The sequence below is a fragment of the Shimia sp. R10_1 genome, assembly GCF_017744095.1.
Taxonomy (GTDB): Bacteria; Pseudomonadota; Alphaproteobacteria; order Rhodobacterales; family Rhodobacteraceae; genus Shimia.
Genome location: NZ_JAGHQX010000007.1, coordinates 164,095 through 185,920 on the forward strand (window position 1 = coordinate 164,095; position 21,826 = coordinate 185,920).

A 21,826-nucleotide genomic window follows, 5' to 3' on the forward strand; every position below is an offset into this window, starting at 1 on the left:
TGTATCGTCGCCTTGCAAATTCACCAAAGAGATAGTCAATATGCCTATTGTATAGTCAATTTCTCTAGCGCCCCCGCAATGCCAGACCTCGATGATGTAGACAGCCTGATCCTCAACGCGCTGCGGCGCAATGCGCGGATCTCTGTATCAGATCTTGCCAATGAGGTCGGCCGCTCACGCACTGCTGTGACCGCGCGGATTGCGCGACTGGAGCGGGAAGGGCGGATTCTTGGCTACGGCATCACAGAACCAGCCAGCCCCAGTGACGCCTCATTTGGTGCGATCATTTTTGTGGCACTTAAAGTGCGCAGCGATTTTGATGGATTTCTAAGCGCAGCGAAGAAAATCCCACAAATCCAAAGTTGCACCTGGATCATCGGGGATCATGACTTTGCGTTGGTCGTTCGGCCCGGTGACAAAGAGGAGCTGCGAGAGGTGGTGGAGCGGGTCTTCAAAATTGACGGTGTGAAGCAGACGCAGACCCATATGGCCCTGCATCGGGAGTTCTGAGCCAGATTTGGCGGCATACTATATATAGTATGTGTGCGGTTTTGCCTCAATCGGCGACTCAGTGCGATTGGACCAGTCAAAAATCACAGGATTTCACAAGCGCGTATTGCTGTGGCGCGTGCGCGCAGGTCATAAACTTTTGCGCGTCTTTCTGTCGGAAGTGGCTTGCCGTTCGGCGATAGAAAGCCTAGCAATGCACGCGATCCAGAAGCCCTTTTCTCATGCAGACCGCATGGGTTTCTGTGGCACGCACGTGGAACGGGGCAGTCAGCCCTTAAATTCTGCGCCGACAAAGTTGCCCCCAAAGATATCCCCAGTTTTTTCGCAGCGATCCTCACTTTTGCTAACTCTTCGTTACTCTACATATTGACAGATCACAGCTTTGCGACCCAATATGGTGTTGCTTCGGTTCTTTCGATTCATATCGGAAGCTAAGAGGGAAGTTGGTGAAAATCCGGCGCTGCCCCCGCAACTGTAAGTAGAGTGCAAGGGTGAATACGCCACTGAAAATACAATTTTGGGAAGGCCACCCAAGCGTTAATCTGCGAGCCAGGAGACCTGCCGCAAGCGCTGAGTGAATGACCACGAACGGAGGGTTCGGGGGCGTGTTGATAGGTAGTGGCTGCTGCCTTGCGTCCTCGAGTTTTAAAAGAAGAAAGAGGACAGATGAGCATCATCGTTTATTCAAAACCCGCTTGCGTGCAATGCACCGCAACCACCCGTGCCCTGGATGCCAAAGGCATCACATATGATGTGGTTGATCTGACCGAAGATGACGGCGCGCTGACCCGCGTGACCGAGCTTGGCTATCGTCAGGCACCCGTGGTTGTTGCCGGTGCAGATCACTGGTCTGGCTTCCGCCCAGACATGATCGCTCAACTGGCTTAAGGGAGGTGAGCCGCCAATTTCCGGCGCTTGTCTACTTTTCTTCAAAATCGGGAAATACCCATCGGTTTGTGACGCGGCTTGGCATTGAAGCCGCGCGCATTTCCGAAGATCCCGACGCGCCGCTCCCTGACCCACAAGAAGATTTTGTTCTGATCTGCCCGACCTATGCGGATGGGCAGGGCCGGGGGGCTGTACCAAAACAGGTGATCCGATTTCTCAACGACGCCACCAAACGCGCACATCTTGTGGGGGTGATCGGCTCGGGAAATCGCAATTTCGGAGCCACTTACGCTCTGTCTGGTCACGTGATCGCAGAAAAATGCAACGTTCCGCTGCTCTACACCTTTGAGCTTGCGGGCACTGAAACCGATATCTCCCGCGTTCGTGCGGGGCTGGAAAAGATTGGGAGACCGCTATGCTCGACAGCACAGTGAACGAGCAGGACTATCACGCATTGAATGCCATGCTGAACCTCTATGATGGGGACGGCAAAATCCGCTTTGATGCGGATCGCATGGCGGCGCGTCAGTATTTCCTGCAGCATGTGAACCAGAACACTGTTTTCTTTCACTCGCTGGATGAAAAGCTCGGCTATCTGGTGAAAGAGGGCTACTACGAAGAAGCCGTTCTCGATCAGTATTCCAAGAACTTCATGCGCGCGATCTGGGATGCGGCTTACGCCAAGAAGTTCCGGTTCCCAACGTTCCTCGGCGCATTCAAGTACTACACCTCCTACACGCTGAAGACCCGCGACGGTCAGCGCTATCTTGAGCGCTATGAAGATCGTGTGGTGATGACCTCTCTCGCGCTCGCGCGTGGGGACGAGGACGAAGCAATGGCGTTTATGGAAGAGATTCTGGAGGGCCGTTTCCAGCCGGCCACGCCTACCTTCCTGAACGCGGGCAAAGCCTCTCGCGGTGAGCTGATTTCCTGCTTCCTGCTGCGTCTGGAAGACAACATGGAAAGCATCGGCCGCGGCATCAACTCCGCGCTGCAGCTCTCCAAGCGTGGCGGCGGTGTGGCGCTTTTGCTGACCAACATCCGCGAACACGGCGCGCCGATCAAAGGCATCGAAAACCAATCCTCTGGTGTGATCCCGGTGATGAAGCTGCTCGAAGACAGCTTTTCTTACGCCAACCAGCTTGGCGCACGTCAGGGCGCAGGCGCGGTCTATCTGAACGCGCACCACCCAGACATCATGCGCTTTCTGGACACCAAGCGCGAAAACGCAGACGAAAAAATCCGCATCAAAACGCTTTCGCTGGGCGTGGTGATTCCCGATATCACCTTTGAGCTCGCCAAGAAAAACGCTGATATGTACCTGTTCTCCCCACATGATGTGGAGAAGGTCTATGGCGTGCCTTTCTCTGAAATCTCGGTGTCTGAGAAATACCATGAGATGGTCGAGGACAAGCGCATTCGCAAATCCAAAGTGAACGCCCGCGAATTCTTCCAAACCATCGCCGAAATCCAGTTTGAGAGCGGCTACCCTTACGTGATGTTTGAGGACACGGTGAACCGGATGAACCCGATTGAGGGCCGGATCAACATGTCCAACCTCTGCTCTGAAATCCTGCAGGTCAATGAGGCGTCCGAGTTCAACGAAGACCTCGGCTATGCCAAAATGGGCAGCGATATTTCCTGTAACCTTGGCTCGCTCAACATCGCGAAAACCATGGATGGCAAGGATTTGGGCCGCACCGTGGGTGCTGCGATCCGCGCGCTGACCGCTGTGTCGGAAATGTCGGCGATCGACTCCGTGCCATCGGTGCGCAAAGGCAATGATGACAGCCACGCCATCGGCCTTGGCCAGATGAACCTGCATGGCTTCCTTGCGCGCGAGCACATCCATTATGGCAGCGCAGAAGGCGTGGAATTCACCTCCGTCTACTTCGCAGCTGTGGCCTATCACGCGATCCGCACCTCCTGCGATCTCGCGCAGGAGCGCAAAGCCTCCTTCAAAGGGTTTGAAAATTCCGACTACGCCTCCGGTGTGTTCTTTGACAAATACACCGAGCAGGACTGGCTGCCCGAAAGCGACAAGGTGAAAGCGGTGTTTGAAGGGGTTGATCTGCCAACCCGTGAGGATTGGGCGGCATTGAAAGCAGACGTGATGAAACACGGACTATTCAACCGCAACCTGCAGGCGGTGCCACCCACCGGCTCGATCTCCTATATCAACAACTCGACCTCCTCGATCCACCCGATTGTCTCCAAAATCGAGATCCGCAAAGAAGGCAAAATCGGCCGCGTCTACTATCCGGCCGCCTTCATGAACAATGAGAACCTCGAGTATTACCGCGACGCTTATGAAATCGGCCCCGAGGCGCTGATTGATACCTACGCGGCGGCCACCGAACACGTGGATCAGGGCCTGTCTCTGACCCTGTTCTTCCCGGCCGAAGCGACCACGCGCGACATCAACCGCGCGCAAATCTATGCCTGGAAAAAAGGCATCAAAACCATCTATTACGTGCGTCTGCGCCAGGAGGCCCTTGAGGGCACCGAGGTGCAGGGCTGCGTATCCTGCTCGCTGTAAGGGAAGCCTGACATGAAAGACATGATCGAAACCCGCATCCCACGTGCCATCAACTGGAACCGTCTGGACGATGACAAAGACCTTGAGGTCTGGAACCGTCTGACCGTCAACTTCTGGCTGCCGGAGAAGGTGCCGCTCTCCAACGACATCCCCAGCTGGGGCACGTTGACCGACCATGAAAAACAGCTCACCATTCGTGTGTTCACCGGGCTGACGCTGCTCGACACCATTCAGAACTCTGTCGGTGCGCCCGCGCTGATGCCCGATGCGATCACCCCGCATGAAGAGGCAGTGCTGACCAATATCGCCTTTATGGAAGCGGTGCATGCGCGCAGCTATTCTTCTATCTTTTCAACACTTTGCTCAACCAAAGAGATTGACGAGGCGTTCCGCTGGTCCGAAGAAAACCCGCATCTGCAGGCCAAGGCCAAAGCGATCCTTGATACTTATGCGCCGGGCAATGACCCGCTGAAGCGCAAGATTGCATCGGTGTTTCTGGAAAGCTTCCTGTTTTATTCCGGCTTCTACCTGCCGATGTATTGGTCCAGCCGTGCCAAGCTCACCAACACCGCTGATCTGATCCGTCTGATCATTCGCGATGAAGCGGTGCATGGCTACTACATCGGTTACAAATTCCAGCGTGGCTATGAGCAGCTGGATGAAGCGGGCCAGCAGGAGCTGAAGGATTATGCCTTTGGCCTGATGTTTGAGCTTTACGGGATTGAGAACCAATACACCGAAGAGCTTTATGACGAGCTGGGCCTGACTGAGGACGTGAAGGTCTTCCTGCATTACAACGCCAACAAAGCCCTGCAGAACCTCGGCTTTGAAGCGCTGTTCCCGCCGGAAGTCTCCGAGGTGAACCCCGCCATTCTGGCCGCGCTCAGCCCGGACAGCGAAAACCACGACTTCTTCTCTGGCTCTGGCTCTTCTTATGTGATCGGCAAAGCGGTCGCGACCGAAGACGAAGACTGGGATTTCTAAGGCGTGACGCTCAATACAATCTGCGTGTTTTGTGGATCGGCCTCTGGCAGCGACCCTGCATTTTTGCAAGGTGCAACAGAGGCCGGTGCCGCACTGGCGGCGCGTGATCTGACGCTGGTTTACGGCGGCGGCAAAGTCGGTCTGATGGGCGCTGTCGCCGACGGGGCGATGGCCGCGCAAGGCCGCGCAATTGGCGTGATGCCCCAGCATCTTGTGGCGCGCGAGATTGCGCACACGGGCCTGAGCGAGCTGATCGTTGTGGACACGATGCACGAACGCAAAGCCAAGATGAGCGAAATGGCGGATGGCTTTCTTGTGTTGCCGGGCGGCGCCGGGACGCTGGAAGAAGCGTTTGAGCAATGGACCTGGGCGCAGATCGCCGTGCATGAAAAACCCATCGGGTTTTTGAACATCAATGGGTATTTTGACTCCATGCTGTGCATGGTCGACGACATGGTCGCGGCGGGCTTCATCAATGCGCGCTATCGCGAGATGCTGATTGTGGAGCCTGATCCCGGAGCGATCCTAAACAGATTTGCCGCCTATAAGCCGCCCGCCCGCAAAACCTATGAGACGGCACAGGCGGTCTCTGACACATCGAACTGACATCCAAGACAGGGCATTTCAATGGCCAAAGACACGCTTTCGATTGTACGCGAATGGCACGAGGCCTTTGATGTGCCCGTGGTGGATGCGCCCAGCATTCCCAAAACCCGCGCAGAGATGCGGCTGGCGATCCTTGAGGAAGAGGTGGCGGAGCTGCGCGAAGCCGTGGAAGCGGGCGATATGGTCGAGGTGCTCGATGCGCTGTGTGACATCCAGTACGTTCTGGACGGCACCTTTCTGGAGTTCGGCCTGCATGGGGTCAAACAAGCGGGTATGGAAGAGGTGCATGCCTCCAACATGTCCAAACTCGGCGCGGACGGCCGCCCAGTGCTGCGTGCAGATGGCAAAGTGCTGAAGGGGCCGGATTTCCGCCCGCCCGATCTGGCGCGGGTCTTGAAGGACGGCTGAATGCTGCGTGAGTTCGGGCAGAGTTTGGCGAAACGCATGGGGCCTGCGGAGAGCGGATAAGGTGTCAATTCAGCGCATGTGAGCGATGCTGCATCGCAGCTATATTGTGACTATGATCCAACTGCCAAACACCAACATTCGGATTTTACGCCCTCTGCCGGAGCTCTATTATTATGATCGGCAAGACATGCTCTTGCCTGAGCATATGCGCGCTTTGACCGCATGGAATGGCATGACGCGCGATCCTCAGCCGTTTCTGAAAGTGGCTTTTCAAATACGGGATGCGATTTCTTCCGTCTTTGGCGTCAAACGCATTGGCGGGTTTAGCGGCAAATCGGTGGAAACCGTAAGTTCTGGTCAATATTTGGACTTTTTTCTTGTGGAATACGTTGACGACACGTGTTTGGTGCTCACCGAAAGAGACCGCCATCTTGATGTCATGACCTGCATTTCCACGCATGAGAAGAAGCTGTCGGTGACATCCTCAGTCTGCGTACACAATCTGTTCGGACGTCTCTATATGATCCCAGTTGGGATAGCCCATCGCTGGATCGTACGAGGCATGTTCCGGCGTTACCAAAAGCAGCTTGGCTGACAGCTGAAACGGGGGCTTTGCCCGCGCCGAAGCCACTTGATGCTCCCCCCCCCATAAAAAAGCCCGGCATGTGTGCCGGGCCTTTCTTTCTGCCTAAGCGCGATGGCTCAGACCTCTACTGCCACTTTTCCAATCGGGTTGGAGCAGCAGGCGAGGATGTAACCGGCTTCGATATCGTCGTCCGAAATGCCACCGTTGTGGACCATATGCACCTCGCCTTCGGTCTTTTTGACTTTGCAGGTGCCGCAGACGCCGAAGGTGCAGCCTGAAGGGATGTTGAGCCCGACCGAACGCGCAGCGGCGAGCACGGTTTCGGTTTCGGCCACTTTCGCGGTGACGTCAGAGGTGGCGAAATGGATTTCCGCCTTGCTGTCCTCATCAGGCACCACATCATCCAACGCGGGCTGTTCGGCTTCAGTTTCCACCGGTGCGCCGAAGCTCTCCTGATGGTAGTTGTCCATGTCAAAGCCCAGCCCGGCCAGCGCTTCGCGCACCGCGGTCATGAAAGGCTCCGGCCCACAGCAATAGACCTCCCGCTCCAGATAGTCCGGCGCCATCAAGCCCAGCATCAGCTGGTTGAACTGGCCCAGATAGCCGGTCCAAGGGGCGTAGGGGTCTGCCTCTTCGACGACAAACTTCAGATCCAGCCCGGGGGTGCGGCTGGCCATCTGTTCGAGCCGCTGGCGGAAGATGATCTCTGAGGGGCGTTTGGCGCAGTTGATGAAGACCGCGTCAAGCTCTTGCCCTTCATCCCACATGCAGGTGGTCATGGACATCATCGGTGTGATGCCGGAGCCTGCGGAGATAAACAGGTACTTTTTCGCGCGGCTTTGGGCGTTGGTGAACAGCCCGGCGGGGCCAATCGCCTTGATCCGCGTGCCCGGGCGCAGATTGTCCAGCATCCAGCGTGTGGCGATGCTGTCCTCCTGCGCCTTGGCAGTGATGGTGATCGAACGGGGGCGCGACGGGGACGAAGAAATTGTGTAGGTGCGATGCACCACGCCCCCCGGCTGGCCCGGCGCCGGGATTTCAAGTGTCAGAAACTGCCCCGGCTCATAAGCGAACAGCGCACCTGACGGGGCCCGGAACGAAAAACTGGCGGTGTTGGGCACTTCGGGCACGACCGTCACGCATTCCAGCGGCTCGCTGTCATTCCAAGTTGCGGGTGTTGACTGAAGATCTTTCATCCTATCACTCCGCTGCTACGGCTTCTGGGGCCAGTCGCTTGCTCAATGTCGCGCAATACCACTCGACAAATTGGATCACGCCGGATTCCTGGGTTTGTGAGTAGGGGCCTGGCACGTAAGCGGGGCTGTTGATGCCCTGCTGGTTGTCCTCAACCACCTGCCGGTCCTCATCATTGGTGGCCATCCAGACTTCGGTCAGGCGCTTTAGATCATAATCCACGCCTTCCACCGCATCTTTGTTGACCAGCCATTTTGTGGTGACTTCGGTTTCCGTCGGGCTCACCGGGGTCACGCGGAACACAATTGAGTGGTCCGCAAGGAAGTGGTTCCATGTGGTGGGGTAGTGAAATTTCAGCAAGGCGCCCGCGTCCGCAAATGGCGCACGTCCCAGCCAGCGGCGCACGGCGGATTTGGCATCCAGAGTGTAGCTTTCTGCGCCTTCTTTCAGGGGCATCCGCGCCAATCGGTATTGCCCATCGTCGTGCAGATAGAATTGGGAGGGCAGCCCAGCCGCCTCGCAGCGGTCAAAGTGGGCCTGCATCTCTGCCGGTGTTTCACCGCCTTCGATCCCGGTGATGGCCGGATCATCCGGGAAAGTGCGGCAGAGGGACGGATGGTTGCCGCCGCAGTGATAACACTCTCGGTTGTTTTCCCACACCAGCTTCCAATTGCCGTTTTCGACAATCGTGCTCTCAAACGCCACTTTGGCATTGCCCAGATCATGCGGCTCCAGATAGGGGCGCGCTGTGTTGGCAAAAGTGTCAAAATCCGGCGCTTCCTCCGCCAGACAAATATAAACCAGACCAGCAAGCTCCCGGCAGTGCACGGTTTTCAGCCCATGTTGTTTCGGATCAAACTCAGGGCCCATATCCCGCGCCCACAGCAAAGAGCCATCAAGTTCATAGGTCCATTGATGGTAGGGGCACACAAGCTTGGGCGCATGGCCTTTGGCCGCCTTGCAAATCACCGAGCCACGATGGCGGCAGGTGTTGTGAAACGCGCGGATCTGATCATCTGCGCCGCGCACAATGATCACACGATAGGTGCCAACGTTATAGGTCACATAGCTGCCGGCTTTCTCCAGCTCACAGGCGGGAATGGCAAACAGCCATTCGCGATAATGGATGGTTTCCAGATCTGTTTGGAATATGTCAGCGTCGTTGTAGAAGGCTTGCTCAAGCGCGCGCCCTGGCTGACGATGGGCCAATAGGGTTTGAATGTTGTTCACTTCTGGCTCTCCTGCCGCACCCCGCGGCGTTGCTTGAGCGAGTGACAAAGGAGAGCCCAACAGCCGTGACCGGATCACGCCTGCAACACAGCCCCCACCGCCACCCGCGGTTTGACATGATGCAAGGCTGGTTTCCGGACTCAGAAGCGGCTTTCACCCGGTGTCGGCACCTTCCCGGGACGATGATCCCAGTGGTCGCTTGCCGAACCTTTCCTTCTTTACCGTTGCGGGGGCAGTGCCGGAATTTCACCGGCTTCCCAATTCTCCACCCTCTCTGTGCGACAGGGCGGCACCTCACAATTCTGGAGTATGGGAACACATCTTGGCCTGCTAAGAGCTTTACGACATTTTCGAAAACAAATCAGACATTTCCCATTCAGCCAAAAGTTGCAAATCAAGCTGACCAGTCGCCGACGCTCCAATCGGCAGGCCCAGCCTTTGCCCAATCGGTATCCTTCGGCAAAAAAGACGACCAGATCGCGCAGGCTCATGCAAAAAATTAACCTGCTATTTTCGTTCCGTAGGTAGGCTCAGGCGCACGGGCGCTGACTTTCGGACAGGGGTGTATAACCTCTTTGGATAGGTAGCGTTTGTGGGTGGTTTTAAGTATCAAGGCAGGGCTTGCTTTGTCCGCACATTCCTCGGTTGAAATGCCAGTGATTTGTTCGCAGGGCGCAAGCGGTACCCTTGATTGGTGGGCAGAACGCCGAGCTGACGCAAAAGGTGTCAGGCGGTTTGGCTTTGTGGAAAACCTATGCAAAAGGCCAGTGTTGCGCCTTTGGTTTTCACTGCGTGTCCTGCGGTGCGTGTGTTGGGTTCGGTTTGCCTGAATGACGAAATGAGTGAAGGTTTTCGTGTCATGGAATGTGCACACGCGGATAGGCAAGATCTTGATATCATCGTTGCGCGACAGGCGGATCGACTGGCCACAGCCATGTGGATTTATGATTTTGATCACTTCCGCGTCGTCTGGGCCAATGCGGCTGCGCTTCGGATCTGGAATGCAGACAGCATAGAGTCTCTCAGCGCGCGTGATCTGAGCACAGATATGTCAGAGACTGTGCGCGCACGCCTGGCCCAGTATCGCATCGACCTCGCGGACCCTGAACTGACCCTGAATGAGACCTGGACCCTATATCCAGACGGCAAGCCCCAGCACATGAACGTGTCTCTGCATGGGGTCACTTTGCCAGATGGGCGTATCGCAATGCTGAGCGAAGCGGTCACCGATGCGCAGCGTGCCCCAACCACAATTCGCAGTGCCGAGGCGCTGCTGCACACGCCTGTTGCGATCTCTCTGTATAGAGACAGCGGTGAGGTGCTGTATCAGAATCCCGCAGCGCGGGAGAGTTACGACCCCAAACAACCGTTTCTTGCACGTTTCACCGACAACGACCTCGCGACCGAACTCCAGAATTCTCTGTCGGTAGGGCAGGATTCCCGAAACGTCGCGCGTGTGAAAACTGAACGCGGGGAACGTTGGCACGAAATCATCGTTCAGAAGCGCATCGACGCGGTAGACGGTGGTGTTGTGCTGATGGTCAGCGAAACCGACGTGTCGGTGATGAAAGAGGCAGAGGAGCGGGCCGAAGCGGCAGACCGCGCCAAAACCGAGTTTCTGGCGGTGATGAGCCATGAAATCAGAACGCCTTTGAACGGAATTATTGGCACCGGAGATTTGCTCGCGGATACCGCGCTTGACCCGGAGCAAAGCGCATTTGTGTCGACGATCAACAGCTGTGGTGAGTCGCTTCTGGCAATCATCAACGATATCTTGGATCTGTCCAAACTGCGGGCAGGGCAGATGACTGTGCACCCACACCCCTTTGCCCTGTCTGAGGTGTTTGAAAACGCAGGCGCATTGATGGCCGCGCGCGCCGCAGAGAAAGACCTGGATCTGACCGTGCGTGTGGACCCGTCTGCCCCCCAAACCATTGTCGGCGACGCCGGGCGGATCAATCAGGTGGTGCTCAACCTTGTCAGCAATGCGATCAAATTCACCGATGCGGGCTCTGTGCATATTGATGTCAACGTCGACACGAACCCAAAGCTGACCACACCGCGTTTGCAGTGTTGTGTTCAGGACAGCGGCTGTGGCATCGCAGAAAAACACCTGGATCGTGTGTTTGATGAATTCGCGCAGATCGATGAAGCCTATAACCGTGGTCATGGTGGCACCGGGCTCGGTCTTGCGATCTGCGCAACGCTGATCGATCTTATGGGCGGCGACATCTCTGTAGACAGCGCATTGGGCGCAGGATCGACCTTCTCCTTCGACATACCAATAGAGTTCAGCGATCAGGGGGATCTGATAAATCCTGCGCTGGACGCGCTTGTGGGACGCTCGGTGTTGGTTCTTGATCCAAATGACAGACGCCGCGCCATTTTGACGGAACTTCTGGAGAGTTGGGGCATGGAGTGCCATGTCGCGCCTGCCAACAAATGCAAAAACGATGCGCCGCAAAGGCAGTTTGATTTTGTAATCGCAGATGAGGCGCACCTTGCCGAAGACTGTGTGCTTGACGCATTGGGGCGGGCAGACAATGCGCTGGCGCTCGTTTCCGTACTGTTCAGTCAGCACAGTGCGGGTTTCAACAACTGCGAAACCGTGACACGCCTGATGAAGCCATTGCGGCCAACACAGCTGCAACAAGCTCTGCTTCAAGGCCTGAACGGTGACACGATTGAACAACCGCAAGCGCCTGCGCAGGCGCCATCGCCTGCGTCAGCCACCGCAGTCGCACCTCATGCACAAACCGCAGAAAGCACCGACGACACGGTGGATGTGCTGATCTGCGATGACAACATGACCAATCAGCGCCTGCTGGAAGCGATCGTAAAAAAGCACCACTATCGATATGCGATGGCCAGCAACGGTCTTGAGGCCATCGAGGCATATAAGCGCTTTAAACCAAAGGTTATTTTGATGGATATCTCCATGCCGGTCATGGATGGTGTTGAGGCGGCGCAACAGATCCGAACCTTGGAAGAGGGGCAGCCGCATAGATCCAAGATCATCGCGGTGACAGCGCACGTGAGTCTGGATGAAAAAGACCGCTTTCTTGCCAGCGGAATGGATGACTACTTGGCCAAACCCTATCGCCTGAAAGAGGTGGCGGGCCGTATCGCGACGTGTCTAAGCGACGCAGATCGCACTCCGACCTGACGATTGCGCACGCAGCGTTTCAGTTTAGATCGTCAAGCAGGCGGCCATATTTTTGCGTCTGTTCCAGCACATCCTTCAGCGTGCGATAGCCCAACGCGCTCAGCATGGGCAGCATTTTGCACAGCACTTGCGCAGTCGCGCGCGCATCGCCCAGCGCGGTGTGGCGCAAATGTTCCGGGATCACCACGCCCAAACGCGCGCAAAGCGCGTCCAGCGAATGCACTTCGGTGGGTCCATAAAGGATCGCAGACAGCAGCACCGTGTCCACAATCGGTTGTTGCCACGTCAGCCCCATTTCATTGCCATGCCGGCGTATGAAAGCCATGTCAAACGGCGCGTTATGGGCGACGATCACCGCGTCACGCACAAAATGATGAAACTCCGACACCACCTCTTTGGGGGGCGGGGCGCCCGCGACCATGGCGTCAGTGATGTGATGCACTCGGGTCGAAGTTGCTGGAATGGGGCGATCGGGGTTGATCAGCCGGTCAATCTGCTCGCCTTCGATAATCTGGTTGCGGCGCACCCGCACGGCCCCCAATTGCACCAGCTCGTCTTTATGCGGCAAAAGCCCAGTGGTCTCACAGTCAAAGACCACAAAAGAAATCTGCTCCAGCGGCAACTCAGAGAGATCGCTGGTGGGTTGTGCGCTCAACAGCTCAAAATCAAACGTCAGCGGGCGCGCCTCATCCGGTGCGATCTGCGCCTGTGCCTCATCAATCAGGATCATGTAGCTTTTGGCATCTGCAAGCGGTTTCAGGCGGGCGTCAAAGCTCACACGGCCATCGGGGGACGCGGCGACAAACGAAACGTCCATGCCGGTTTTGATAAGCTTCTGATGCGCGGCGCGCAGTTTGGTTTCATCCAGATAATCAAAGATTAAAGCATTCAGGCGGGGCGGCGCGATCTGCGCCAGCGTGCCAGCCGCCTGTCCATCATAGAGCACAATGCGGTGTTCTGGTCCGACCAACAGAATGGCAACGGGGATCTCTGTGAGCAAAGCGGTGAGCTGCGCACGTTCCGCGCTGAGCATCTGCGTCTCAGAGGCCACCATCTGCGCGGCGTCTGATGTGGTGCTTTCCAGCTTGACGCTGAGCGCCTCTGCGGCAGGTGCAAGATCCCCCAGATAGCGGGCACTGTGCGTGTCGACCTCACTGGCCGCCCCCGCATGCGCGCGCGCGCGCAACGTGGTGGCGATGGCCTGAATGGGCTTGGCAACGTTTTCATCAAACAGCAGCCATATCCCCGCCACAAGCCCCAGAAATCCAAAGCCAGCAATCAGACCTGCGGTGATAAATCCACTCGCAAGCCCATCAGTTTGCGCACTGCGAAAGCCGACCAGCAACGCGGCTGCAACGACAACAACACCGCCCACCGCAAGCAGGGCAAAGAACAGCAAGACACGCAGTCTCAGAGAAAGCCGTGCAAACATCAGGAAATCTCACACATTGCCTCAATCAGCGGATCGTCCTGCGCCGCTGTCACCCATTCTGCGCCATCCACGCTGCCATCACTGGCAAAAGACACCGCATCAATCAATGCAGCCCGGCGATTGCCTGCGCAATCCGTGGCCACATTCAGCCGGTTGAGCGGAGACCAGCGCCCATAGAAATAAACCTGCCCAAGCCGCAGATGAGGCTGCGCCGCGTTGGTCTGAATGGAGGCGGTGTCGAGCGCCACAAAACGCTCTGTGATTGGCGCCGCATAGGTCCACGGGCGCCACATCGCCGAGGTTTCAACGGTTTCCACCACCTCAAGCCCCTCTGGCAGGCTCGCTTTGGTGCGGCTGAACCAGCTGTATTCAGAGCTTATGCTCACGGCAATCATCGTCGCACCTGCCGCCACCGGCGTCAGCCACTTTGGCAGACGCCCGCCGGTTGCGCGAATGATCACCATCATGATCCCAGCGCCCGCGACACCGGCAAATATCACGGCGAGTAGTTCAAGAAACATCGCTGGCCTCCTAAGCCTAGGTGCTGGCGCTGCGCCCATGGCTGAGCGCGCCTTGCAAAGATTTTATCACGACAAAAGCATCGCGCAGATGACTTCTGTCAAAGTCTGACAGGGATGAGGGTGCGAGGAAATTGTCCGGCGCAACGCCTGCATGGATCTGGCGCAACTGATGGCTCAGCCGCTCTTCGGCAATCAGGTCATAGGCGCTCAAAAGATCCGCAATGCCCGAGGCGGAAAACCCGGCGTTGCCATCGCTGGCCGCCTGCAGCCGCGCGCGGGTGTTCACCGCTGTGATGCGCCCTTGCAAGGCCGCAATCCGCGCCAGATCCACCACCGGCACCACGCCGTTGTGTTTCATATCAAGCTGATGTTTGTGCTCGCCCGACTTGATGGTCACGAGGCCCCGCAACAGTCCCAAGGGCGGGTGATGCTTCAGGGCATTTGCCGCCATATGCGCCACAAAGATAGAGTTCTGCGCTGCGGCCTTAAGTGTTTCGGTCTGCAACGCGTCAAAGCCCTGCCATGTCCCGGCAATCGGGCGCAGGTCAAACATCACGCTCGCCAGCATCTGCGCCTCAGGATTGGGCGTGTTGATCCAGCCCTGAAAATAGCTGCGCCATACGCTGATCGGCTGCCGCCAACGCTCCGCCGTGGCCATCATGTCCCCCGGACAATAGACATAGCCACAGGTGTTCAGCCCATCACAGACAAAACGCGCCAGCGCGGCAAAGTAGCCATCGCGCATCTCATCGGTCACGCTGTCATCCAGCATCAGGCAATTGTCCTGATCGCTCACACCGGTTTGCTCCTGCCGCCCTTGTGAGCCGCAGGCCAGCCACAGATAGGGCACCGGCGCGGGCCCTAGTTTTTCTTCTGCCAGGGTCAGCAGGCGGCGCGTGGCAATATCGGCCACATCGGTGATCAGGCGGGTGACAATATCATGGCGATGGCCGGATCCCACCAGCTGCGCCAGCAGTTTGGGGATGCGTGCCGTGACCAGCGCAATCTCCTCAGCGGAGGCCGCGCGGGTGATCTCGCGCACCATTTCCACGCTGGTGACCGCCTGAAACCGGGTCAGATCGGTTTGGGTCACGATCCCGACCAGCTTGCCGTTTTCCACCACCGGGATGTGGCCAAAGCCATACTCCGTCATCATATGCAGCACGTCAGAGCCTATTGCATTTGGCGGCAGGCTGCGCGGCGCGGCGGTCATGATGTCTTGCAACGCGGTGTCGGGGCTCAGGTCTTTGGACAGCACCCGATTGACCAGATCGCCGGTGGTCAGGATGCCCGCCAACGTGCCGCCTTCCATCACACAGATCGAGGAAATCCCGGCCTCTGCCATGGTGCGCGCGGCTGTACGCACGGTGTCGGTCGCCGCCAGAGTGATTGGCGCGCGCGCCATGATGGTGGCAATATCGGTGTTGGCCAGGTCATTGTCCGCCGCTGGGCGTTTTTCCGCGCGCGCACGATCAAAGAACCGCCGCACAGCGTCATGGGCTGCAATCAGGCTCTGCAGTTGGGCTTTTGGCAACAGCAGCAGGATGCCGTCTTCTTCGCATTGCGCCGTTGTGGCGGCCGTGCCATCGCGCAACAGGCCACGCTCACCAAAGGAGTTGCGCAGGCCCAGATGCGAGACAACCGCACCAAATTCATCAAAAATTTCGACCTGACCTGAATACACCAGATAGAGCGCTTCCAGCGTCTCTCCAAAGGTATAGATCACGTCCCCCGCTGACATGCTGTGTTCTGTCAGGGTTTCGCTCAATGCAGCGAGCGTCTCTGTGGGCAGGCTGTCATACGGATGGACAGACCTCAGGAAGCGCGCAATTTGTTCAACTGTGAGTGGCATGGGCAGACACTGGTCCGACAGCGCGAGATTGGCAAGCCGCCAAATGCCTGTTCGGGTCTTTTTGAAATGGTCGGTTTGCAAACGTCCCGCCCGGGGCCTGCCGGGCGGGACGGGAGGAGGGCGACGGCGGATTTAAGGGGAGTGGCCGCCGTCGCCTTTGGTCAGGACTTAGTGATCCTGCGCGGCACCTGCACCGCGTGGTACACGCACACTTTGAACCAATGCCTTGATTTCGGCAGGGGTCTCTTTGGTCATGTTTGCCACCACATAGGCCACCGCAAAGTTCACAGCCGCGCCAATCGCGCCAAAGCTGGTGGATTTCACGGTACCCAGCAGAGGATCTGCATCTGTGAAGGAGTTGGTGCCCGGAATGAACAGCCAGCCCTTGTGCAGGAAGATGTAGATCAGGGTCACGGTCAGACCTGCGAGCATGCCAGCCACCGCACCGGTGTTGTTGATCTTGGTGGAGAAGATCCCCATCATCAACGCCGGGAAGATCGAGGCCGCCGCCAGACCGAAGGCCAGAGCCACGGTTTGCGCTGCGAAGCCCGGAGGGTTGAGGCCCAGCCAGGTCGCCACCGCAATGGCCACAGCCATGGCAATACGCGCCGACAGAAGCTCGCCCTTTTCCGAGATATTCGGGTTGATCGCACCTTTGATCAGATCGTGAGACACGGCCGAAGAGATCGCCAGCAGCAGACCCGCAGCTGTAGACAGCGCAGCCGCCAGACCACCCGCTGCCACCAGACCAATCACCCAGGATGGCAGGTTGGCAATCTCAGGGTTCGCCAGCACAAGGATGTCACGGTTAAACTTGGTCAGCTCGTTGCCTTCCCAGCCTTTTTCCGCAGCCATCGCCTGAAGATCAGCGTTCTTGTCGTTGTAGTACTGGATCTTGCCGTCGCCGTTTTTGTCTTCCCAATCCAGAAGACCGGTTTTCTGCCAGGTGGCCATCCAGTCATACTCTGGCTCGTTCTCGATCTGTTGAACGGTCACAGCTTCGCCAGAGATGCCGCCATTTGGCCACATCAGCTCGGAAATGTTCAGGCGTGCCATGGCACCAACTGCAGGGGCAGTCAGATACAGCAGCGCGATGAACACCAGCGTCCAGCCCGCAGACCAGCGCGCATCAGACACACGTGGCACGGTAAAGAAGCGCATGATCACGTGGGGCAGACCCGCAGTACCGATCATCAGGCTCAGGGTGAACAGCACCATGTTGAACGTATCGGCGTGGTGCGCTGTGTATTCCGCAAAACCAAGCTCGGTGACAATCGCATCCAGTTTCGCCAGCAGAGGCTCACCAGAGGCCGCGTGCTCACCAAACAGACCCAGCGCCGGGATCGGCGTGCCGGTCAGCTGCAGCGAGATGAAGATCGCTGGAATGGTGTAGGCGGTGATCAGAACGCAATACTGCGCCACCTGCGTGTAGGTCACACCTTTCATGCCGCCAAACACGGCATAGGCAAACACCACACAGGCACCGATCAGCAGACCAGCGGTGTTGGAGACTTCCAGGAAGCGACCAAAGGCCACGCCCACACCGGTCATCTGACCAATCACATAGGTGGTGGAGGCCACGATCAGACAGACAACCGCCACAATACGCGCGGTCTGGCTGTAAAAGCGGTCGCCGATGAATTCCGACACGGTGAATTTGCCGAACTTGCGCAGATATGGCGCAAGCAGCAGCGCCAGCAGCACGTAGCCACCGGTCCAGCCCATCAGGAAGGAGGAGTTGTCATAGCCGGTAAAGGCGATGAGGCCCGCCATGGAAATGAACGAGGCCGCAGACATCCAGTCCGCCGCTGTCGCCATACCATTGGTGACCGGGTGAACGCCGCGCCCAGCGGCGTAAAATTCTGATGTGGACCCAGCGCGGGCCCAGATCGCGATGCCGATGTAAAGCGCGAAAGAGGCGCCCACAAACAGCAAGTTGATTGCAAATTGGCTCATTGTCCCTCTGGTCCCTTATTCTTCGTCAACGCCGTGTTCGGCGTCGAGTTTGTTCATCTTCCAGGCATAGAAAAAAATCAGTGCCAGAAAGACCAGGATGGACCCTTGTTGGGCAAACCAGAAGCCCAGGTCAGTGCCGCCAACGGAAATGCCCGCCAGCGCCGGACGCAGCAGAATGCCGAACCCGAAAGAGACCAAAGCCCAGATAACCAGGCTGATCAGGATGATGCGCACATTGGCGGACCAATATGCAGCGTTTGATGAGTTTTCAGACATAAAATGCCTCCTCCCTCTTGTTTTGGTTGTCCTCCGTGCACCCCTGCCAGATGGCCGGGGTGCGGTTCCCTTTACGCGGGCGTTTGTGAAACGATCGCGTTTAGCTCTGTTGCGATGGCGTCAATCTCACCCATCGCATCCACAGACTTCAGCGCGCCTTTGGATTTGTAGTATTCAATCAATGGCGCGGTCTGGGCGTGATAAGCCGCCAGTCGCTGAGTCAATGTTTCGGCATTGTCATCTGCGCGCACAGGCTGGCCCGCAGCGCGGGCCTGTTCTGCGCGATTGAGAATGCGTTCCACCAGGATCTTGTCATCCACCTGCAGCTCGATCGCCGCACTCAGCGTGACACCGGTTTCCTCAAGCAGCGCGGCCAGCGCATCGGCTTGCGCCAATGTGCGGGGGAAGCCGTCAAAGATGAACCCTTTGGCCTCGGAGTTGGAGTTGGAGAGCTTCTCCTTGATCAGCCCGATCACAATGTCATCGGTGACCAGCTCGCCACGCTCCATAACCTCGGCAACCCGTTTGCCCAGTTCAGAGCCGCTCGCCTTGGCCTGACGCAGCATGTCTCCGGTGGAGAGCTGCACCAGCCCGTGGTTTTTGACAAGCAGCTCCGCCTGTGTGCCTTTGCCAGCGCCGGGTGGGCCAAGCAGAATAACATTGACCATGCGGGTGAGGGTTTCGGTCTGTGTTGTCATCTCCGATCACCCCTTGTTCATGCGGTTTTCGATGAGATCGTCGACCACGCCGGGGTCTGCCAGCGTGGATGTGTCCCCCAGCGCGCCGTAGTCGTTTTCGGCGATCTTGCGCAGGATGCGGCGCATGATTTTGCCGGAACGGGTCTTGGGCAGGCCCGGCGCCCACTGGATCAGGTCGGGTGAGGCAATCGGGCCGATTTCCGTGCGCACCCAGTTGCGGAGTTCCTTGCGCAGTTCTTCAGAAGGCTCGCGATCATTCATCAGGGTCACGTAGCAGTAGATGCCCTGGCCCTTGATGTCATGCGGGTAGCCCACCACGGCGGCTTCGGCCACGGCGGCATGGGCGACCAGCGCGCTTTCGACTTCGGCTGTGCCCATACGGTGGCCTGAGACGTTGATCACATCGTCCACACGGCCGGTGATCCAGTAGTCGCCATCCGCGTCGCGGCGGCAGCCGTCTCCGGCAAAGTAATAGCCTTTGTAATCGGCGAAATAGGTCTTCTCAAAGCGCTCGTGATCGCCCCAGACCGTGCGCATCTGGCTGGGCCAGCTGTCGGCAATCGCCAGCACGCCTTCCACGCCATTGCCCTCGATTTCCTCGCCAGACTGCGGATCGAGCACCACCGGCTTCACGCCAAAGAACGGCTTCATGGCCGCACCCGGTTTGGTGGCATGGGCGCCGGGCAGGGGGGTCATCATGTGGCCGCCGGTCTCGGTTTGCCACCAGGTGTCCACAATCGGGCAATTGCCTTTGCCAACCACGTCATTGTACCAGGTCCAGGCCTCCGGGTTGATCGGCTCGCCCACGGTGCCAAGGATGCGCAGGGAAGAAAGATCACATTTCTCCACATACTCATTGCCTTGCCCCATCAGCGCGCGCAGCGCGGTGGGCGCGGTGTAGAACTGGTTCACACGGTGCTTTTCACACACCTGCCAGAAGCGGGAGGCATCCGGGTAAGTTGGCACGCCCTCAAACATCAGCGTGGTCGCGCCATTGGCCAGCGGGCCGTAGACGATATAGCTGTGGCCCGTGACCCAGCCCACATCCGCCGTGCACCAGAAGATGTCGCCGTCTTTGTAGTCAAAGGTGTATTCATGGGTCATCGCGGCATAAACGATGTAGCCGCCGGTGCTGTGCACCACGCCCTTGGGCTGGCCGGTGGAGCCTGAGGTGTAGAGGATGAACAGCGGATCTTCGGCGCTCATCTCCGCAGGTTTGCAGTAGTCGCCCACCTCCAGCGCCATTTCATTGTAGTCGTAATCGCGCCCGTCAATCCATGTGGTCTGCTCGCCGGTGCGTTTCACCACCAGACATTTCACTGTGTCTTTGGTGTGCAGGAGCGCCGCATCGGTGTTGGATTTGAGCGCGGTCTTGCGCCCGCCACGGGGGGCGTAATCGGCGGTGATCACCACTTTGGCGTCACAGCCGTTGATGCGTGCCGCCAGCGCGTCTGGGCTGAAACCTGCAAACACAATCGAGTGGATCGCGCCAATGCGGGCACAGGCCAGCATGGCATAGGCGGCTTCGGGGATCATCGGCAGATAGATCACCACACGGTCGCCTTTGCGCACGCCCATGCTTTCCAGCACATTGGCCATGCGGCAGACGCGGCGGTGCAGATCGGCATAGGTGATCGACTGGGCCGGCTCTTTGGGGTCATCCGGCTCAAAAATGATCGCCGCCTGATTGCCGCGGGTTTCCAGATGGCGGTCGATACAGTTGGCGGCGACGTTGAGCGTGCCATCCTCAAACCATTTGATGTCGATGTTGCCCGGCGCGAAAGAGGTGTTTTTCACCTTGCTATACGGCTTGATCCAGTCAATCCGCTGCCCATGCTCCCGCCAGAACCCCTCAGGGTCAGACATCGACGCCGCATACATCGCGTCATATTTCTCGGCGGTGATCGTGGCGTTCTCTGCAAGGTTCATAGGGACCGCAAAGACGGAATTAGAGTCAGTATCCAGTGACATGGAAGCTCCTCCCGAAAGCTATCGTATGTTCATCTCCTCTCTCAGAAACCTGTTCTGAGACCCGTACCTAAAAATACGGACAAATGAAAATTTGAAAACAAGGCTCTGCAATCATTGTAAAATATTGTAAATTATTTTCCCGAAGTGCGGCCTTGGTTGTAAAATAATTGGCATAACGGTCGCGGATTGCGCGCGGTTGGTTTTGCAAAAGTGGTGGAATTTCTGTGATGTAGCTCGCGTTTAGCGCTAACCGTTTGTCAGCACCTGACACCCTCTGCAGGGTGGCAAAACGAATGCCTAAGTGCGCGGCAGCCTGCGCAGATCAGCCAATCCCGTGGCTCAGGGCGCGGGCGCAGGCCAAAACAGCCTCGCGTGCTTTGGCCAAAGCGGCACCTTCCAATCGGTCGATGGGTCCTGAAACCGCAAGGGCGCCATAGAACTGCCCTGCCGCATCGACGATCGGCGCCGCGACCGAAGAAATCTGCATGTTGCGCTCCCCGCGAGAGACACAACTGCCGTCAGCGTCCAGACGTTTTTGCGCCGTCTGGTCGGCAAGGGTAAACGCGGCCAGAACATGCGCTGCGGCCCCATGTTGCATCGTCAGCCGTGCGCCTTCGTCCAGATGATGGCGCACCGGTTCAGGGGAATTTTCACGGTAAAGGCACAGCCGCTCATCCTGATCGAGCACGTAAAAAGACGCCGTCTCCCCCGTGTCGCGCACAAGTTTGCGCAAGGCTGGGCGAATGGTTTCCCCCAGTTCAAAGTTACGCCGATAGAGGGCTCCCAAACGCCACAATGCCGGTCCCAGCCGAAAGCGGCGATCTGGCTCCCGTTTGAGATAACCAAAGCGTTCAAGGGAGGTGGCAAGGCGGCTGACATTGCTTTTGTGCAACCCGGTCTCATGGGCGATCTCGGTCAGCGTCAGGGCGCGCCGATCCTGACTGAACGCCTCCAGGATCGATAAGGCTTTTTCGACTGATTCAACGCGTGTTTGTGTCATGTGTTCCAC

At 57.7% G+C, this 21,826-nt stretch carries 19 protein-coding genes and 2 riboswitches; of the genes, 9 read left to right on the forward strand and 10 right to left on the reverse strand.

All coding sequences use genetic code 11. From position 1 onward, the window contains the following. The first annotated feature begins 78 nt into the window (after nucleotides 1-78). The 8 genes from J7413_RS14555 (at nucleotide 79) to J7413_RS14590 (ending at nucleotide 6,530) form a co-directional block, all read left to right on the forward strand. The gene (locus J7413_RS14555) at nucleotides 79-510 is read left to right on the forward strand and encodes an Lrp/AsnC family transcriptional regulator (RefSeq protein WP_209099429.1); all 432 of its coding nucleotides are present in this window, start codon (nucleotides 79-81) and stop codon (nucleotides 508-510) included. Nucleotides 511-899: 389 nt separating this feature from the next. After that, nucleotides 900-1,091: riboswitch (cobalamin riboswitch) on the forward strand. An 85-nt stretch (nucleotides 1,092-1,176) separates the two neighbouring features. Continuing rightward, the gene (nrdH, locus tag J7413_RS14560) at nucleotides 1,177-1,398 is read left to right on the forward strand and encodes a glutaredoxin-like protein NrdH (protein ID WP_209099431.1); all 222 of its coding nucleotides are present in this window, start codon (nucleotides 1,177-1,179) and stop codon (nucleotides 1,396-1,398) included. A gap of 5 nt (nucleotides 1,399-1,403) precedes the next feature. Continuing rightward, entirely contained in the window at nucleotides 1,404-1,832 is a 429-nt protein-coding gene (gene nrdI, locus J7413_RS14565; RefSeq protein WP_209099433.1) for a class Ib ribonucleoside-diphosphate reductase assembly flavoprotein NrdI, read from the forward strand. After that, the gene (nrdE, locus tag J7413_RS14570) at nucleotides 1,814-3,937 is read left to right on the forward strand and encodes a class 1b ribonucleoside-diphosphate reductase subunit alpha (RefSeq protein WP_209099435.1); all 2,124 of its coding nucleotides are present in this window, start codon (nucleotides 1,814-1,816) and stop codon (nucleotides 3,935-3,937) included. Before nrdI ends, nrdE begins: the two co-directional genes overlap by 19 nt. 12 nt (nucleotides 3,938-3,949) lie before the next feature. Beyond that, the gene (gene nrdF, locus J7413_RS14575) at nucleotides 3,950-4,921 is read left to right on the forward strand and encodes a class 1b ribonucleoside-diphosphate reductase subunit beta (protein WP_209099437.1); all 972 of its coding nucleotides are present in this window, start codon (nucleotides 3,950-3,952) and stop codon (nucleotides 4,919-4,921) included. 3 nt (nucleotides 4,922-4,924) lie between these two features. Next, nucleotides 4,925-5,527: a TIGR00730 family Rossman fold protein gene (locus J7413_RS14580; RefSeq protein WP_209099438.1), complete on the forward strand. Its 603-nt coding sequence runs from the start codon at nucleotides 4,925-4,927 to the stop codon at nucleotides 5,525-5,527. Between the two features lie 21 nt (nucleotides 5,528-5,548). Then, nucleotides 5,549-5,935, forward strand: a complete 387-nt coding sequence (locus J7413_RS14585; protein ID WP_209099440.1) for a nucleoside triphosphate pyrophosphohydrolase family protein — start codon at nucleotides 5,549-5,551, stop codon at nucleotides 5,933-5,935. Between the two features lie 85 nt (nucleotides 5,936-6,020). Further along, entirely contained in the window at nucleotides 6,021-6,530 is a 510-nt protein-coding gene (locus tag J7413_RS14590) for a DUF2867 domain-containing protein (RefSeq protein ID WP_247743539.1), read from the forward strand. Nucleotides 6,531-6,637: 107 nt separating this feature from the next. Here J7413_RS14590 and J7413_RS14595 read toward each other — a convergent pair whose 3' ends face one another. Both J7413_RS14595 and J7413_RS14600 read right to left on the reverse strand, forming a co-directional pair. Next, a complete protein-coding gene (locus J7413_RS14595) occupies nucleotides 6,638-7,717 on the reverse strand; it encodes a hybrid-cluster NAD(P)-dependent oxidoreductase (protein WP_209099442.1) in 1,080 nt (359 codons plus the stop codon). Nucleotides 7,718-7,721: 4 nt separating this feature from the next. Next, nucleotides 7,722-8,945: an aromatic ring-hydroxylating dioxygenase subunit alpha gene (locus J7413_RS14600; protein ID WP_209099444.1), complete on the reverse strand. Its 1,224-nt coding sequence runs from the start codon at nucleotides 8,943-8,945 to the stop codon at nucleotides 7,722-7,724. A 107-nt stretch (nucleotides 8,946-9,052) separates the two neighbouring features. Then, a riboswitch (cobalamin riboswitch) is annotated at nucleotides 9,053-9,257 on the reverse strand. Nucleotides 9,258-9,783: 526 nt separating this feature from the next. Between J7413_RS14600 and J7413_RS14605 the strand changes: the two genes are divergently transcribed. Continuing rightward, the gene (locus tag J7413_RS14605; RefSeq protein WP_209099446.1) at nucleotides 9,784-12,111 is read left to right on the forward strand and encodes a PAS domain-containing hybrid sensor histidine kinase/response regulator; all 2,328 of its coding nucleotides are present in this window, start codon (nucleotides 9,784-9,786) and stop codon (nucleotides 12,109-12,111) included. A 19-nt stretch (nucleotides 12,112-12,130) separates the two neighbouring features. Here J7413_RS14605 and J7413_RS14610 read toward each other — a convergent pair whose 3' ends face one another. The 8 genes from J7413_RS14610 to J7413_RS14645 all read right to left on the reverse strand — a co-directional run bounded on the left by J7413_RS14610 (nucleotide 12,131) and on the right by J7413_RS14645 (nucleotide 21,817). Next, nucleotides 12,131-13,543, reverse strand: a complete 1,413-nt coding sequence (locus tag J7413_RS14610) for a 3'-5' exonuclease (RefSeq protein ID WP_209099448.1) — start codon at nucleotides 13,541-13,543, stop codon at nucleotides 12,131-12,133. After that, nucleotides 13,543-14,064: a hypothetical protein gene (locus J7413_RS14615; protein ID WP_209099450.1), complete on the reverse strand. Its 522-nt coding sequence runs from the start codon at nucleotides 14,062-14,064 to the stop codon at nucleotides 13,543-13,545. The genes J7413_RS14610 and J7413_RS14615 overlap by 1 nt, the downstream gene beginning before the upstream one ends. A gap of 16 nt (nucleotides 14,065-14,080) precedes the next feature. Further along, complete coding sequence (locus J7413_RS14620) at nucleotides 14,081-15,916, reverse strand: DUF294 nucleotidyltransferase-like domain-containing protein (protein WP_209099464.1); 1,836 nt, start codon at nucleotides 15,914-15,916, stop codon at nucleotides 14,081-14,083. A gap of 168 nt (nucleotides 15,917-16,084) precedes the next feature. Next, nucleotides 16,085-17,872, reverse strand: a complete 1,788-nt coding sequence (locus tag J7413_RS14625; protein WP_209099467.1) for a sodium:solute symporter family protein — start codon at nucleotides 17,870-17,872, stop codon at nucleotides 16,085-16,087. Between the two features lie 15 nt (nucleotides 17,873-17,887). Next, complete coding sequence (locus tag J7413_RS14630) at nucleotides 17,888-18,148, reverse strand: DUF4212 domain-containing protein (RefSeq protein ID WP_209089881.1); 261 nt, start codon at nucleotides 18,146-18,148, stop codon at nucleotides 17,888-17,890. A 71-nt stretch (nucleotides 18,149-18,219) separates the two neighbouring features. Continuing rightward, entirely contained in the window at nucleotides 18,220-18,846 is a 627-nt protein-coding gene (locus J7413_RS14635; RefSeq protein WP_247743540.1) for an adenylate kinase, read from the reverse strand. Nucleotides 18,847-18,852: 6 nt separating this feature from the next. Continuing rightward, nucleotides 18,853-20,817, reverse strand: coding sequence for an acetate--CoA ligase (acs, locus tag J7413_RS14640; protein ID WP_209099469.1), 1,965 nt, complete (start codon nucleotides 20,815-20,817; stop codon nucleotides 18,853-18,855). Between the two features lie 322 nt (nucleotides 20,818-21,139). Beyond that, nucleotides 21,140-21,817 carry an IclR family transcriptional regulator gene (locus J7413_RS14645; protein ID WP_209099471.1) on the reverse strand — a complete coding sequence of 226 codons (678 nt, stop codon included), beginning with the start codon at nucleotides 21,815-21,817 and terminating at the stop codon, nucleotides 21,140-21,142. Between the last annotated feature and the right edge of the window lie 9 nt (nucleotides 21,818-21,826).

What these genes read in the sequence shown, in the direction of transcription:
- J7413_RS14555 (WP_209099429.1), top strand. Translation starts at nt 79, where the DNA reads ATGCCAGACCTCGATGATGTAGACAGCCTGATCCTCAACGCGCTGCGG.
- nrdH (WP_209099431.1), top strand. Translation starts at nt 1,177, where the DNA reads ATGAGCATCATCGTTTATTCAAAACCCGCTTGCGTGCAATGCACCGCA.
- nrdE (WP_209099435.1), top strand. Translation starts at nt 1,814, where the DNA reads ATGCTCGACAGCACAGTGAACGAGCAGGACTATCACGCATTGAATGCC.
- nrdF (WP_209099437.1), top strand. Translation starts at nt 3,950, where the DNA reads ATGAAAGACATGATCGAAACCCGCATCCCACGTGCCATCAACTGGAAC.
- J7413_RS14585 (WP_209099440.1), top strand. Translation starts at nt 5,549, where the DNA reads ATGGCCAAAGACACGCTTTCGATTGTACGCGAATGGCACGAGGCCTTT.
- J7413_RS14590 (WP_247743539.1), top strand. Translation starts at nt 6,021, where the DNA reads ATGCTGCATCGCAGCTATATTGTGACTATGATCCAACTGCCAAACACC.
- J7413_RS14595 (WP_209099442.1), bottom strand. Translation starts at nt 7,717, where the DNA reads ATGAAAGATCTTCAGTCAACACCCGCAACTTGGAATGACAGCGAGCCG.
- J7413_RS14605 (WP_209099446.1), top strand. Translation starts at nt 9,784, where the DNA reads ATGAGTGAAGGTTTTCGTGTCATGGAATGTGCACACGCGGATAGGCAA.
- J7413_RS14610 (WP_209099448.1), bottom strand. Translation starts at nt 13,543, where the DNA reads ATGTTTGCACGGCTTTCTCTGAGACTGCGTGTCTTGCTGTTCTTTGCC.
- J7413_RS14615 (WP_209099450.1), bottom strand. Translation starts at nt 14,064, where the DNA reads ATGTTTCTTGAACTACTCGCCGTGATATTTGCCGGTGTCGCGGGCGCT.
- J7413_RS14620 (WP_209099464.1), bottom strand. Translation starts at nt 15,916, where the DNA reads ATGCCACTCACAGTTGAACAAATTGCGCGCTTCCTGAGGTCTGTCCAT.
- J7413_RS14625 (WP_209099467.1), bottom strand. Translation starts at nt 17,872, where the DNA reads ATGAGCCAATTTGCAATCAACTTGCTGTTTGTGGGCGCCTCTTTCGCG.
- J7413_RS14630 (WP_209089881.1), bottom strand. Translation starts at nt 18,148, where the DNA reads ATGTCTGAAAACTCATCAAACGCTGCATATTGGTCCGCCAATGTGCGC.
- J7413_RS14635 (WP_247743540.1), bottom strand. Translation starts at nt 18,846, where the DNA reads ATGACAACACAGACCGAAACCCTCACCCGCATGGTCAATGTTATTCTG.
- acs (WP_209099469.1), bottom strand. Translation starts at nt 20,817, where the DNA reads ATGTCACTGGATACTGACTCTAATTCCGTCTTTGCGGTCCCTATGAAC.
- J7413_RS14645 (WP_209099471.1), bottom strand. Translation starts at nt 21,817, where the DNA reads ATGACACAAACACGCGTTGAATCAGTCGAAAAAGCCTTATCGATCCTG.